Below are 14,248 nucleotides of genomic sequence, written 5' to 3' on the forward strand. Positions count from 1 at the left end.
GGCCTATGCAAGTTTCTGCACGCCCGTGTCTGTACGCCCTGGTGGTCACCCTTGTGGTGGCCTGCGCGATGCCGTGGGCTTGGGCTGCCACGAGCTCCGTGCGTCTTGGCATTGGTGAGTATCCGCCGTTCAAAGTGGAAGCCGAACTGGGCGGCGGGCCGTTGACCGAGATCGTGGTGGACTCCTTCAAAGCCAGGAACATCAGTGCATCCGTGGACTGGGTACCCAACAACCGCGCCATTGCAGGGGTCATGGCGGGCCATTTTGACGGCAGCTTTGGCTGGGCCCACAGTGCAGAGCGCGATGAAGCCTTGCTGTTCTCCAGCAAACCCATTTACACGTACCGCATGGTGTTTGTGCAGCGGGTGGGGGAGCGGCTGGATTGGGCCTCGCTGGCCGACTTGGGCAAGCTGCGCATTGGCGTGACCAGGGGTAACTTTTACTCGCAGCCCTTTGCCGATCTGGTAACCCAAGGCGTGCTGGCGGTGGATGAGGCGAGTGACGATATTGGCAATCTGAAAAAGCTGCTGCGCAAACGCGTGGACCTGTTTCCGCTGGAAGAGTCGGTGGCCCGCTATTTGATCAACACCAAGCTGGACGCCGGCGAGGCGTCGCAACTGGTGGTGCAGGACAAGCCGTTCTGGACCGTACCCATTCACTTTGTGGTGTCCAAGAAGGTGCCCAATGCGCAGGAGCTCATGGACGCCTTTGACGCTGGCTACCGCGAGCTGCAGCGCACCAAGCGCATTGATGTGCTGGAGCGCAAGCTGCGCAGGTGAGATTTACTCGCGCTGTTTGCGCAGCGCGAACCAGCCGGCCACCGCGGTGAAGCTGACGATGATGGCCACCACGATCCAGAAGCCATGCGGATGGTCCGCCCACGGAATGCCCCCCACATTCATGCCTAGCAAGCCCGCAATGATGTTGATGGGCAGCGCCAGCACGGTCACGATGGTCAGCACAAACAGGCTGCGGTTGTTTGCCTCCGCCACCTGGGCCGCCACTTCTTCCTGCAGGGATTTGATGCGCTCCTGCAGCGCGGCCATGTCACTGAGCGCCACGGTGAACTCTTCGGTGGATTGGCGCAGGTCCTGCAAATCGTCCTCGGCGATCCACACGGGCGGCTTGTGCAGCAGCCGAAACAGGGCAGCGGGCTCGGGGGCCAGCAGCCGCTGCAAGCGCACCAGCAGGCGGCGCAGGCTGCCCAGCCCTGCGCGCTTGGTGTTGAGCCGCCCCGCCAGCAGTTGGTCTTCGATGGCGTCCACACGGGTGGTGGTGTTGCGCACGATGGACACCAGTACATCGCCCTGGTCATGCATCAGGTGCACCAGCAGGGCCACCGATGACGCAAGCCGGGTGCCACGCCGCACGGCATCACGCAGCCGGTCGATGGAGCGCAGGGGTTGCAGGCGTGCGCTGACCACCAGCCGGGGGCCGACCGACAGCCAGAGGGTGGAGATGTCGGCGGGCTCAAAGGCAAAGTCGTAGTGCACATCGTTCACCACGGCGACCAACATCTCGTCGTCCAGTTCTACGCGGGTCGAGCGGGATCCGTCTTTGAGGGACTCGTAGAACAGATCGGACAGCTGCAAATGGGTTTGCATCCACTGTGCGGTCGCGGCCTGTGACAGGTTGAAATGCAGCCAGACAAAACCTTCCTCTGGGCCTTCACCTTCCCGGGCGTTGAGCCACTGCAGGGCCTGCTCGGTATCGACTGGAATACCCTGGCCCTGCGCGCCGAACTGGAAGCCGTAAATCAGCCCGGAGGAATCTGCGCCGTAAGGGGTGGGTGGGGTCGTGCTCATGAATGGTTGTGTGGTTGGGTGGACAAAAGCCCCAGGCCCTGCGCGAGCGAGGCTACGGCATCCGGCGTGAATTCCCACTGTTGTACCCGACACACCACTTCGCTTGGGGGCAGGCACAAGAATTCCTGCACCTCGCCATCCTGGTTGTGTGGCACCAGCGCAGGCGCCAGCGTGAGGTTGAATACCAGCAGGGTCTCGTCGTGCCAGCCTTCCTTTTCGGGGCGAGCAGTGCGCCGCGCACCGGCGTCCACCAGTGCTTCAACAGGTAGTCGCAGTCCGGCTTCCTCCTGCAACTCCCGCAGCGCACAGCCCAGCACCGATTCGTCCGCTGGCAGGCCACCCGCCGTCACGTTGTCCAGCAGGCCCGGGTCGGTGGCCTTGTCGGCGGCGCGGCGGCCACACCACAGCCGACCGTCAGGGGTAAATCCATTGATGTGCACCGCGTGGCTCATGAGCCCCAGGTAACGAAACCCTGCGCGCTCTGCGCTGAAGAAAGGCGCCTGGTCCGGCAGAGGTGCGCTGCAGCCGTCATGCCAAAACGCAAAAGCCTCGCCGCGCCAGCCCGGCAGCAGGCCCTGGGCGTGGTGGTATTCCAGCAAGTCTTGCAGTACGGTGCTGCGCTGATCGCTGCTCCAGGAATCACTGTCCCAGACCAGGTGGTCATGCTCCCAGCGGCAGGCCTGCAGCTGATTCGATAGTTGCTGTGCCCGCGCTGTGCGCAGCCATCCCAGGGGCCGCGATGGGGTGCGCCACTCGGTCCAGCCGACGGGCTGCGGTTGCTCGCAAGGCTGCTGCGTCAAAACGCCACGCTCGGCAGCGCTGAGTTGCCCCAGAAATGCAGTGGCGCCAGAGGGCAGGGAAGGGGTGGTAGTCAGGGTCATCCGCCGTGGAAGAGAGGGATGCCCATGGTACCCAAGGCCTGTGACAGGCCGTTTAAAGCTCCGCCCCCTCCACTAGAAAGCGCACGCGCCGCACGCCGTTCCATTCATCGGCATCCAGGCGGAACGCCAGCGTCACTTTGGGGGGCAGCGGTTCGGTGTGGCCGAACCAGATGCCGTCCACGGGCTGGCCCTGGTGTTTGAGCTTCAGGGCCAGGTGTTTCTCGCCCACCAGGCGTTGGGAGACGACCTCCACCTCTTCGCTGAAGGTGGGGGCCGCGAAGCCCTGGCCCCAGACCTCTTTGTGCAGCGTGTCCACCAGGTCCACGCGGCGGTATTCGGGGTTGAGCGGGCCGTCGGTTTCCAGGCGGCGCGTCAGCGTGGCGGCGTCCAGCCACTCCTGGGCCACTTCGTTCAGGCCGTTCTCGAAGTCGTCAAAAAACTCTTCGGCCACCGTGCAGCCCGCGGCCATGGCGTGGCCGCCAAAACGAAGGATGACGCCGGGGTAACGCTTGGACACCAGGTCCAGCGCGTCGCGCAAATGGAAGCCGGGGATGCTGCGGCCTGAGCCCTTGAGTTCGTGCTCCTTGCCTTCAGCGGCGCTGGCGGCAAATACAAAAGTGGGGCGGTGCAGCTTGTCCTTGATGCGGCTGGCCACGATGCCGACCACGCCTTCGTGGAAGTCGGGGTCGAACACGCAGATGGCGGGCGGCGGTTCGTCGCCTTCGTCAAACAGGCTTTCCGCAATCATCATGGCCTGCTCACGCATATCGCCCTCAATCTCGCGGCGCTCGCGGTTGATGCCATCCAGCGTTTTGGCCAACTCGTCGGCGCGGGCCGGGTCGTCGGTCAGCAGGCATTCAATGCCTAAAGTCATATCCGACAGGCGGCCCGCCGCGTTGATGCGAGGGCCCAGGGCAAACCCAAAGTCGAAGGTGGTGGCGACTTCGGCCTTGCGTCCCGCTGCTATAAAAAGGCTAGCTAGTCCCGCAGGCATGGCAAGGGCCCGCACGCGTTTGAGGCCTTGGGCGACGAGGCGGCGGTTGTTCGCGTCCAGCTTCACCACGTCGGCCACGGTGCCCAGCGCCACCAGGGGCAGCAGGGCATCCAGCTTGGGCTGGGTGGCGGCGTCAAACACGCCGCGCTTGCGCAGCTCGCCGCGCAGGGCCAGCAGCGTGTAGAACATCACGCCCACACCGGCAATCGATTTGCTTTCGAATGTGCAGCCGGGCTGGTTGGGGTTCACGATCACATCCGCGTTGGGCAACTCGGCGGCGGGCAGGTGGTGGTCGGTCACCAGCACCTGCAGGCCCAGGGCCTTGGCGCGGGCCACGCCGTCCACGCTGGCAATGCCGTTGTCCACGGTGATGAGCACATCGGCGCCGGACTTTTTGACGCGATCGCTGATGGGGGCGGTCAGGCCATAGCCGTCCACCACGCGGTCGGGCACCAGGTAGTCCACGCGCTGCGCACCCAGCAAGCGCAGGCCGCGCACGGCGACGGCGCAGGCGGTGGCGCCATCGCAGTCGTAGTCGGCCACGACGCAGAGTTTCAGGTTCTGCGCGATGGCATCGGCCAGCAGCACGGCGGCGCGGTCCACCCCCAGCAGGGTGGCGGGGGATAGCAGCTTCGCCAGCGCATCGTCCAGCTCATCGGGGCCGAGTACACCGCGGGCGGCGTACAGGCGCGCCAGCAGCGGGTGCACGCCCGCCTGTTCCAGGGCCCAGACCGAGCGGGGAGGGATGTCGCGGTGGACGATGTTCATAGCGTGAGCAGCAATTCTTGCGGTGGGGGCGCGGTGAAACGGCGTTGCAGGCGGTTCCACCAGGCGCCCTTCTTCAGTTCAAACGTAGGGGCCAGGCGCTCGCCGCACAGCGTGAGCTGCAGGGGCTGGCCGGCCTTGGCGCGTTGCAGCAGCGTGGCAATCAGCGTGCTGTCCAGCGTGTGCCAGGCCTTGAGCCACTGGTAGGCATCGTCGCGCAGCGCGGCAGTTTCCAGTGCCTGCACCATGTCCACACGCTCTTCGGGGGCCAGCGGGGTGTGGGCCGGCAGGCGGCCGGTGCCGCTGATCCAGAAGGAGTTGACCGTGGGCTGACCCTGGGCGCTGCGCGCGTCGTTCACCGGGTGGGTGTAGAGCAACATCTGCATCTCGTTTTGCAGGCGGCGCAGGCCTTGGGCTTCGGGTTGGCGGGGCATCCAGTTGTCTACCTGGGTACCGCAGGCGCGTGCCAGCGATGCGGTGGGCAGGTCGGTGAACACCGCACCGTGCGCCAGCCAAGTGCTGTTGGACAGGGCGTGCAGGCTGATGCCGTCTTCGGCAAAGTAGGGCTGCATGGTGGCGCGCAGTGCGTCTGATGCGTGGGCACCCAGCGCCAGCGTGTCGGGGTAGTCCATGGCCACATGGTCGGCGTTGATCTGCCAGTGGCAGGGCGTGATCCAGGCCCAGCCGGTGGCCCCGTGCACCTTGGTCAGGCCCAAGTGCTCGGCGTCCAGCGCCGCCCAGGGGATCAGGCCATCGGCACCCTGCAGGCCCAGGCTCTTGGCGCGCACGCGCTCGTGCAGTGGCGTGAGCGACTCGACCGAGCCCAGCAAGGGTGGCGTCGGGTCCAGCAGGCTGATGAGCTCGCCCAGGTTGGGAAGACTCAGCTGCGCAATGGCCGCCTGGCACTGGGGTCCGGCCGGGGCAGCGTGGGGAATAACGGTGTGCATGGGAGGATTGTCCCGCATGGATGCCACAATCCGGGCACCCCAGCACTTTGTCACGTATTAATGCAACTGCCTTACGAGCTCACCATTGGCTGGCGCTACACCCGCGCCGGCCGTGCCACCCGGCGCAACGGCTTTATTTCCTTCATCTCGGGCGTGTCCATGTTGGGCATCGCGCTGGGTGTGGCGGCCCTGATCATCGTGCTCAGCGTGATGAACGGGTTTCAGAAGGAAGTGCGTGACCGCATGCTGGGCGTGGTCTCGCACATCGAGGTCTATGCCGCGGGCGGCGTGGCCCTGCCCGATGTGAACCAAACCATTGCTCAGGCCAAGACCAATCCGCAGGTGGTGGGCGCGGCGCCATTCATTGCCGCGCAGGCCCTGCTGGCGCGCGGTGAAGAAATGAAGGGCGCCCTGGTGCGCGGCATCGACCCCGCGCTGGAGCCCCAGGTGTCCGACGTGGCCACCGGTGCCCAGGGGGCCGTGCTGGCACAGCTGGTACCCGGCGAGTTTGGTGTGGTGTTGGGTGGTGAGCTGGCGCGCAGCATGGGGGTGGCCAAGGGGGACAAGGTCACGCTGGTGGCGCCCAGCGGCCAGGTCACGCCGGCGGGCGTGGTTCCGCGTCTCAAGCAGATGACGGTCATGGGCACCTTTGATTCGGGCCACTACGAATACGACTCTGCCTTGGTGTTTATGCAATGGGAAGACGCCGCCAGGATATTTCGCCTGGAAGGTCCCACGGGCGTGCGCTTGAAGCTCAAGGACCTGCACCAGGCGCGCGAGGTGGCCGAGGAACTCAGCCACACCATGACCGGCGACCTGCTGCTGCGCGACTGGACGCGCCAGAACCGCACCTGGTTTGCCGCGGTGCAGGTGGAGAAACGCATGATGTTCATCATCCTGACGCTGATCGTGGCCGTCGCCGCCTTCAACCTGGTGTCCACGCTGGTGATGACGGTGACCGACAAGCGCGCCGACATCGCCATCCTGCGCACCCTGGGTGCCAGCCCGAGCAGCATCATGGGCATTTTCGTGGTGCAGGGCGCCATGGTGGGCGTCATCGGCACGCTGGCCGGCCTGCTGCTGGGACTGGGTGTGGCGTTCAATATTGATGTGATCGTGCCCGCGCTGGAGCACGCACTAGGCGCCAGCTTCTTGCCCAAAGACATTTACTTGATCAGCCGCATGCCCAGTGAGCCGCAGCAAGGTGACATCGTGCCGATTGCGGTGATCGCGCTCATCATGGCCTTTGCGGCTACCCTGTACCCCAGCTGGCGCGCCAGCCAAGTGAACCCTGCCGAGGCCCTGCGCTATGAGTGATGTATTGCTGCAAGCTACCGGCCTGACCAAGCGTTTCCAAGAAGGTCGCCTCGATGTCACCGTGTTGCACGGTGTTGATCTGGAGGTGCGCCGCGGCGAGACACTGGCCATCGTCGGCGCCTCGGGCTCTGGCAAGAGCACCTTGTTGCACCTGCTGGGCGGACTGGATGCACCCAGTGGCGGCAGTGTGACGCTGTGCGGCCAGGCACTGGCGGGACTGGATGCCGCAGCACAGGGGCGCCTGCGGAACCAGCACTTGGGCTTTGTCTACCAGTTTCACCACCTGCTGCCCGAGTTCAGCGCACTCGACAACGTTGCCATGCCATTGACAATTCGACGTGTAGCCCCCGTAGGTGCTGTGCAAGCAGCTACAAAAATGCTAGCGTTGGTGGGTCTGGAGCACCGCCTGCACCACCGCCCGGCCGAGCTGTCGGGTGGAGAACGCCAGCGGGTGGCCATCGCCCGCGCGCTGGTGACCAACCCCGACTGCGTGCTGGCCGACGAGCCCACGGGCAACCTGGACCGCAGCACGGCTGATGGTGTCTTTGACCTAATGCTGGCGCTGGCGCGGGACCAAGGCACGGCCTTTGTGCTGGTCACGCACGACGCCACGCTGGCCGCGCGCTGCCGCCGTCAGTTGCAGCTGGTGTCGGGCCGCTTCGCAACCTAGGTTCGCCGGGCTGGCCGGGCAGGGCGCCTGGCTTGCGGTTTGCTGACGGTGCCGGTTCCAAGCCCTCGGTTCGAGGGTTCCCGCGGATGACGCGCAGGCGCGGTGCGTCCTAAGCTGGACACATCCAGTTTTCAGAGAAGCACTATGAGCCGTCGTTGGTCTTTCGTTGTGGGGTGTTTGGTGGGTATGGGCCTGTCCTGGGGCGTGGCCGCCCAGGAGGTCAAGCCGCTGCGCATCGGGCTCATTGGTCCGTTCACCGGCCCGTCTGCTGACTTTGGCCTGCCCATGCTCAATGGCGCCAAGTTGGCGGTGGACGAAATCAATGCGGCGGGTGGCTACCTGGGCCGGCCGCTGGAACTGGTGATCAGGGACGACACCGCCAACGCGGACGTGGGTTTGCAGCAATCCCAAGAGGTGCTGAAAGAAGGCGTGGTGGGCACCATCGGGTTTTGCAACACCGGGGTGGCGATGAAGTCACTGGAAACCTTCCAGGCTGCGAAGGCCCCACTCATTGTTCCCTGCGCTACCGGTACCCCCATCACCACCAAATACCCGGCGCCTGAGAGCTACATCTTTCGCACCTCGGCACGTGACGGTATCCAGGCCCCCTTTGTGGTGGATGACATCGTCTCGCGCGGGTGGACCAAGGTCGCGATCTTTGCCGACAAGACGCCTTACGGGGAAGGCGGCATGAACGACGTGGTGAAAGCGTTGGCGGCCAAGAACCTGCAACCCGTGTTTGTTGCGCGTTTCGACCTGGGTGTGAAAGACCTGCAGGCCGAGCTGAAAGCCGCGCAGGCCGCGGGGGCCAATGTGGTGTTCAGCTATACCGTAGGGCCTGAGAACGCAGTGATCGCCAAGGGCCGCCAGGCCCTCAAATGGACCGTGCCACAGGTCGGTGCCTGGCCGTTGTCGTTCCCCTTCTTCATTGATGGTGCCAAGGAAGCCGCCGAAGGTGCACTGATGGCCCAGACCTTCATTGCCGAACCCAGCAACGAGCGGCGCATTTCCTTTCTGAGCGCTTATGCCCGCAAGTTCAACACCAAGAAGATCTCCGTACCCATGGCCGCAGCCCAGGCCTATGACACGGTCTACCTGTTGACCTACGCCGTGCTCTCCATCCGTGACGGCAACCTGTCCGGCCCCTCCGTCAAGAACGCGCTGGAGAACATGCCCCGCGTCTACTACGGCGTCACCGCCACCCACGAACGGCCGTTCAGCAAGGACGACAAAGACGCCATTACCAGCAATATGCTGGTGATGGGCATGGTGAAGAACGGGTTGGTGACCTTCGCCTACCCCGAAGACCGCACGCGCAACCTGTTTGTGCAGCGCAAACGGTAGACCCCTCCAGAGCCCCGACAATGGGGGCATGCGCTGGATCGACACCCACTGCCACCTTGACGCCTTTGCCGCGGGCCCGGAACGGGAGTCCGTTGCGCAGCGCGCGCGGCAGGCGAATGTGGTGCATTGCGTGATTCCGGCCGTGGAGGTCGCCAATCTGGATGCCGTGCGCGGTCTGGCCCAAGGCGGCGGCCACAGCTACGGCCTGGGCATCCACCCGCTGTACGTGCCCACGGCGCAGGACGACGCGCTGGTCGTGCTGGAGCAGCAACTAAACACCCACCACACGGATCCACGTCTGGTGGCTGTGGGGGAGATCGGGCTGGATTACTTTGTGCCCCAGCTCACGCAGAGTCCTTGGCGCGAGAGGCAGGAGGCTGTCTACCGCGCCCAACTGAAATTGGCGCGCCAGTTTGACCTCCCCGTGCTGCTGCATGTGCGACGCTCGGCGGACCGCCTGCTCAAGCACTTGCGCGAGGTGGCCGGCCCCGGCGGCCGCTGGCAGGGCATTGCCCATGCGTTCAATGGCAGTGAGGTGCAGGCGCAGGAATTTATCAAGCTGGGTTTCAAGCTGGGCTTTGGCGGTGCGGTGACGTTTGAACGCGCCCACCAGCTGCGCCGTCTGGCCCAAACCCTGCCGCTGGACGCCCTGGTGCTGGAGACCGACGCGCCCGACATTCCGCCGCATTGGCTGTACGCCACCGCCGCGGAGCGTGAAGCCGGCACGCCCCAGGGCCGAAACACCCCGGCCGAGTTGCCACGCATCGCCCAAAGCATTGCCGAGTTGCGTGGCATGCCCTTGGTCGAGCTGGCCGACGCCACCACGCAGAACGCCTGCGATGCCTTGCCGAAGCTGGCCGCGCTGCTGGTATAAATCCCCATGGCACGAAAAGCATCTCTCTCCCTCCCCGAAGTCAATTTTTCCGAAGAAGGCGATATCCGTCACCTGCACCTGGGCAGCCAGTGGATTCAGGGCTCCATGCAGGTGGATGCACCTACAGCGCTGGTGCACGAATACATCCAGCGCATGATGGCGTGGCTGCTGTTTGTAGACCCCGTTACGGTGCCCAAGCGCCAGGCCTTGCAGCTGGGCCTGGGGGCGGGGTCACTCACCAAGTTCTGCCATAAAGAACTGAAGATGAAAACCACGGCCATCGAACTCAACCCCCAGGTGCTGCACGCCTGCCGCGGCTGGTTCAAGCTGCCGGCCGACAACAGCCGCATGCAAGTGGTGCTGGCCGATGCTTCCCAAGAAATCAAGCAAGCCCACTGGCTGGGCGCGGTGGACGCGCTGCAGGTAGACCTGTACGACGAAGAGGCCGCTGCACCTGTACTCGACAGTGCTGAGTTTTATGCCGATTGCCGTGCCACGCTGACTGAGGAAGGCTGCATGACGGTGAACCTGTTTGGGCGCAGCTCCAGCTTTCAAAAGAGTGTGGACAAGATTGCCCAGGCTTTTGGTGCCGATGCCATCTGGGCCTTCAAGGCCACGCGCGAGGGCAATACCGTGGTGCTGGCCCAGCGCACCCCCAGCCAACCCAATCGCGCCGTGCTGATGGAACGCGCTGATTTCATCCAGTCGCAATGGGGGCTGCCTGCCGACAAGTGGGTGCGTGTTTTCAAACCGGTGCAAGCATGAGCACAACCTCCAAAAGACCCGTACCGCACTCCGGCCCAGTGGATTGGCGCCGCCTGGTGGAGTGGCTGCAGCACGACAAGGTGATTGCGGATGACGAGGCGCAGCGCACGATCAGCCGCTGTTCCCAGGCCGAGAGCGCGCAGCATCCGCTGGTGCGGCTGGCGGCCGTATCTATGCGCCGCGCCTCCGACCAGAAGCCGCTGGATATTGAAATGCTGACCCAGTGGTTGGCGCAGCGCGCTGGCCTGGACTATCTGCGCATTGATCCGCTCAAGGTGGACGTGGGCAAGGTGGCGGACGCCATGGGCGCGGCCTATGCCGAACGCCACCGCATCCTGCCGGTGGCGGTGACGCCCAGTGAAATCACCGTGGCCACCGCTGAGCCGTTCATCACCGACTGGGTGGCCGAGGTGGAGCGCCAGAGCCGCCGCAGTGTGAAGCGCGTGGTGGCCAGTCCCCAGGAGATTACGCGCTACACCGCCGAGTTTTATGCCCTGGCCAAGTCGGTGCGAGCGGCTACCAAGTCGGGCGTGAACAATGGCGCCAGCTTCGAGCAGCTGGTGGAGCTGGGCAAGAGCAACAAGCAACTCGACGCCAATGACCAGGGCGTGGTGCAGGTGGTGGACTGGCTGTGGCAGTACGCCTTTGACCAGCGCGCCAGCGATATCCATCTGGAGCCGCGCCGCGAACAGGGCGTGATCCGCTTCCGCATCGATGGCGTGCTGCATCCGGTCTATCAGATGCCCATGGGGGTGCTCAACGCGATGACGGCGCGCATCAAGCTGCTGGGCCGCATGGACGTGATCGAGAAGCGCCGCCCCCAGGACGGCCGCATCAAGACGCGCAACCCGCGCGGTGATGAAATCGAAATGCGGATTTCCACACTGCCCACCGCATTTGGCGAGAAGATGGTGATGCGGATCTTTGACCCCGACAACGCGGTGAAAGACCTGGACGCACTGGGCTTCTCCAGCCACGACGCGACGCGTTGGGAGCAACTGGTGCAGAGGCCGCACGGCATCATTCTGGTGACGGGGCCCACCGGCTCGGGAAAGACCACCACGCTGTACTCCACCCTGAAGCGTGTCGCCACGGAAGAGGTGAATGTCAGCACGGTGGAGGATCCGATCGAAATGATCGAGCCGTCCTTCAACCAGACTCAGGTGCAGCCGCAGCTGGACTTCGGGTTTCCGCAGGGCCTGCGCGCCCTGATGCGGCAGGACCCGGACATCATCATGGTGGGCGAAATCCGCGACCTGGAAACCGCCGAGATGGCGGTGCAGGCTGCGCTCACGGGTCACTTGGTGTTCTCCACCCTGCACACCAACGATGCGCCGTCAGCGGTCACGCGTCTCATGGAGCTGGGCATCCCGCCTTACCTGATCAACGCGACCTTGTTGGGCGTGCTGGCTCAGCGTCTGGTGCGCACGCTGTGCAAACAGTGCAAGGTGCGTGACGAAGAGGCCAGCCGGGATGCCCTGAGCGAAATGGTCAAGCCTTGGCAGATCAACGGCGGCTACAAACCCTACAAGGCCGTGGGCTGCGTGGACTGTCGCATGACAGGTTTCATGGGGCGCATGGGGCTGTATGAGTTGCTGGTGGTATCCGAGGGCTTCAAGGCACGGGTCAGCGGGGAGCCAGGTATTGACACCTTGCGCCGCCAAGCGGTGACCGATGGAATGCGGCCTCTGCGGCTGGCAGGGGCTTTGCGGGTGGCCGAAGGCTTGACGGTGATGGAGGAAGTTCTGTCCTCCACACCACCACTGAACGGGTGAAGAATGGGGTGAGAGAAGCGCCTGCATTTGCAGGCAGAATGCGAAACCGGTTGAAAACCAGGAGACAGACGATGAATATAAAAAGCCAAAAAGACTTTTTCTCGGGCCTGATGTTCATGTGCGTTGGCGTGGCCTTTGCGTGGGGCGCCAGCAGCTACACCATCGGCAATGGTGCGCGCATGGGCCCAGGCTACTTCCCTCTGGTATTAGGCATTCTGCTCAGCATTTTGGGGGGTGTCATCACCTTCAAATCGCTGGTGGTGGAAACCCAGGACGGCGACAAGATTGGTGCCTTTGCCTGGAAGCCTCTGGTGTTCATCATTTTGGCCAACCTGGCCTTTGGCGCTGCCATTGGCGGCCTGCCCAGCGTGGGCCTGCCCCCTCTGGGGATGGTGGTGGGGATTTACCTGCTCACCTTCATTTCCAGCAACGCTGGCGATGAGTTCAAGTTCAAGGAGGTGGTCATTCTCGCCACGATCCTGGCCGTCCTCAGCTACCTGGCGTTTATCGTCCTGCTCAAGTTGCAGTTCCCCGTCTGGCCCGCTTTCCTGGCCGCCTGATCCCCGTCTGAGGAAAACTGACCATGGACTTGTTTAACAACCTCGCGCTCGGTTTTGGTGTGGCCTTCACGGTCCAGAACCTGATTTACGCGTTTGTCGGCTGTCTGCTCGGCACGCTCATCGGTGTGCTGCCCGGCATTGGCCCGTTGGCCACGATTGCCATGTTGCTGCCCGCTACCTATGCGCTGCCCCCTGTGGCCGCGCTCATCATGCTGGCCGGCATTTACTACGGTGCCCAGTACGGTGGCTCCACCACCGCCATTCTGGTGAACTTGCCCGGCGAGTCGTCTTCGGTGGTGACGGTGATTGACGGCTACCAGATGGCACGCAATGGCAGGGCCGGCCCCGCGTTGGCGGCCGCAGGTCTGGGCTCCTTCTTTGCCGGCTGCGTGGGAACGCTGATCCTGGCCGCCTTTGCCGGGCCGCTGACCGAACTCGCCTTCAAGTTTGGCCCGGCAGAGTACTTCTCGCTCATGATTCTGGGCCTGGTGGGTGCGGTGGTGTTGGCCTCGGGCTCCATCCTCAAGGCCATTGCGATGATCGTGCTCGGCCTGCTGCTGGGAATGGTGGGCACCGACGTGAACTCCGGTGTGGCCCGCTACAGCTTTGACATTCCGGAGCTCACGGACGGCATTGGCTTCATCGTCATCGCCATGGGTGTGTTTGGCTACGGCGAAATCATCAGCAACCTCTCCAAACATGAGAGTGAGCGGGAGGTGTTCGTGGCCAACGTCACCGGCTTGTGGCCCACCAAGGAAGACTTCCGCAACATGATCCCCGCGGTCTTGCGGGGCACGGCGCTGGGCTCGATTCTGGGCATCTTGCCAGGTGGCGGCGCTGTGATGGCATCGTTTGCAGCCTACACCCTGGAGAAGAAGACCAGGCTGCGCCCCGGTGAAGTTCCGTTTGGCAAAGGCAATATCCGCGGTGTGGCATCGCCTGAGTCAGCCAACAACGCGGGCGCCCAGACTTCGTTCATTCCGCTGCTCACCCTGGGCATTCCGCCCAATGCCGTGATGGCGCTGATGGTCGGGGCGATGACTATCCACAACATCCAGCCCGGCCCTCAGGTGATGACCAGCAACCCCGAGCTTTTCTGGGGGTTGATTGCGTCCATGTGGATCGGCAATCTGATGCTCATCATCCTGAACCTGCCGCTGATCGGCATCTGGATCAAGCTGCTGACCGTGCCCTACCGCTGGCTGTTCCCGTCCATCGTGCTGTTCTGTGCCATTGGCGTGTACTCCACCAATAACAACACCTTCGATATCTGGATGGTGGGCCTGTTCGGCGTCATCGGTTATCTGTTCATCAAGCTGGGCACAGAACCTGCTCCGCTGTTGCTGGGCTTTATCCTGGGGCCCATGATGGAAGAGTATTTGCGCCGTGCGCTGTTGCTTTCGCGGGGTGATTGGAGCGTGTTCCTGACCCGTCCGCTTTCCGCTGGCCTGTTGGCTGCGGCCGTGCTGCTGCTCATCGTAGTGCTCATGCCATCGATCAAGGCCAAGCGCGAAGAGGCGTTTGTTGAAGATTAATTTTTGAGTCCCTCCA

13 protein-coding genes are annotated in these 14,248 nt (G+C 63.9%); 9 read left to right on the forward strand and 4 right to left on the reverse strand.

The window, feature by feature from the left end; genetic code table 11:
- Positions 1–5 precede the first annotated feature (5 nt).
- On the forward strand, positions 6–779 hold the full coding sequence (locus tag AC07OE_RS01720; RefSeq protein ID WP_495068833.1) for a substrate-binding periplasmic protein: 774 nt from the start codon (positions 6–8) through the stop codon (positions 777–779).
- 3 nt (positions 780–782) lie between these two features.
- Here AC07OE_RS01720 and AC07OE_RS01725 read toward each other — a convergent pair whose 3' ends face one another.
- The 4 genes from AC07OE_RS01725 to AC07OE_RS01740 are packed head-to-tail and all read right to left on the reverse strand — an operon-like array spanning position 783 to position 5,392.
- A complete protein-coding gene (locus AC07OE_RS01725; protein WP_495068834.1) occupies positions 783–1,805 on the reverse strand; it encodes a transporter in 1,023 nt (340 codons plus the stop codon).
- Positions 1,802–2,686: an NUDIX hydrolase gene (locus tag AC07OE_RS01730; protein ID WP_495068835.1), complete on the reverse strand. Its 885-nt coding sequence runs from the start codon at positions 2,684–2,686 to the stop codon at positions 1,802–1,804. The genes AC07OE_RS01725 and AC07OE_RS01730 overlap by 4 nt, the downstream gene beginning before the upstream one ends.
- 52 nt (positions 2,687–2,738) lie before the next feature.
- Positions 2,739–4,448 (reverse strand): single-stranded-DNA-specific exonuclease RecJ, encoded by a 1,710-nt coding sequence (gene recJ, locus AC07OE_RS01735; protein WP_495068836.1) that lies wholly within the window; start codon positions 4,446–4,448, stop codon positions 2,739–2,741.
- The gene (locus AC07OE_RS01740) at positions 4,445–5,392 is read right to left on the reverse strand and encodes a phosphoglycerate mutase (protein ID WP_495068837.1); all 948 of its coding nucleotides are present in this window, start codon (positions 5,390–5,392) and stop codon (positions 4,445–4,447) included. Before AC07OE_RS01740 ends, recJ begins: the two co-directional genes overlap by 4 nt.
- Before the next feature lie 60 nt (positions 5,393–5,452).
- Here AC07OE_RS01740 and AC07OE_RS01745 point away from each other — a divergent pair, with 60 nt between their 5' ends.
- From AC07OE_RS01745 to AC07OE_RS01780, 8 genes are all read left to right on the forward strand, one after another.
- On the forward strand, positions 5,453–6,709 hold the full coding sequence (locus tag AC07OE_RS01745; protein WP_495068838.1) for a lipoprotein-releasing ABC transporter permease subunit: 1,257 nt from the start codon (positions 5,453–5,455) through the stop codon (positions 6,707–6,709).
- A complete protein-coding gene (lolD, locus tag AC07OE_RS01750) occupies positions 6,702–7,379 on the forward strand; it encodes a lipoprotein-releasing ABC transporter ATP-binding protein LolD (protein ID WP_495068839.1) in 678 nt (225 codons plus the stop codon). Before AC07OE_RS01745 ends, lolD begins: the two co-directional genes overlap by 8 nt.
- 186 nt (positions 7,380–7,565) lie before the next feature.
- Positions 7,566–8,723 carry an ABC transporter substrate-binding protein gene (locus tag AC07OE_RS01755; RefSeq protein ID WP_495069127.1) on the forward strand — a complete coding sequence of 386 codons (1,158 nt, stop codon included), beginning with the start codon at positions 7,566–7,568 and terminating at the stop codon, positions 8,721–8,723.
- 28 nt (positions 8,724–8,751) lie between these two features.
- On the forward strand, positions 8,752–9,597 hold the full coding sequence (locus AC07OE_RS01760; protein WP_495068840.1) for a TatD family hydrolase: 846 nt from the start codon (positions 8,752–8,754) through the stop codon (positions 9,595–9,597).
- A gap of 6 nt (positions 9,598–9,603) precedes the next feature.
- Positions 9,604–10,362 carry a class I SAM-dependent methyltransferase gene (locus AC07OE_RS01765; RefSeq protein WP_495068841.1) on the forward strand — a complete coding sequence of 253 codons (759 nt, stop codon included), beginning with the start codon at positions 9,604–9,606 and terminating at the stop codon, positions 10,360–10,362.
- Positions 10,359–12,137 carry a type IV pilus assembly ATPase TfpB gene (gene tfpB / locus AC07OE_RS01770; RefSeq protein ID WP_495068842.1) on the forward strand — a complete coding sequence of 593 codons (1,779 nt, stop codon included), beginning with the start codon at positions 10,359–10,361 and terminating at the stop codon, positions 12,135–12,137. Before AC07OE_RS01765 ends, tfpB begins: the two co-directional genes overlap by 4 nt.
- A gap of 71 nt (positions 12,138–12,208) precedes the next feature.
- Positions 12,209–12,697 (forward strand): tripartite tricarboxylate transporter TctB family protein, encoded by a 489-nt coding sequence (locus AC07OE_RS01775; protein ID WP_495068843.1) that lies wholly within the window; start codon positions 12,209–12,211, stop codon positions 12,695–12,697.
- 23 nt (positions 12,698–12,720) lie between these two features.
- The gene (locus AC07OE_RS01780) at positions 12,721–14,232 is read left to right on the forward strand and encodes a tripartite tricarboxylate transporter permease (protein ID WP_495068844.1); all 1,512 of its coding nucleotides are present in this window, start codon (positions 12,721–12,723) and stop codon (positions 14,230–14,232) included.
- Positions 14,233–14,248 lie beyond the last annotated feature (16 nt).

It is taken from the genome of Rhodoferax sp. GW821-FHT09E07, assembly GCF_059416145.1.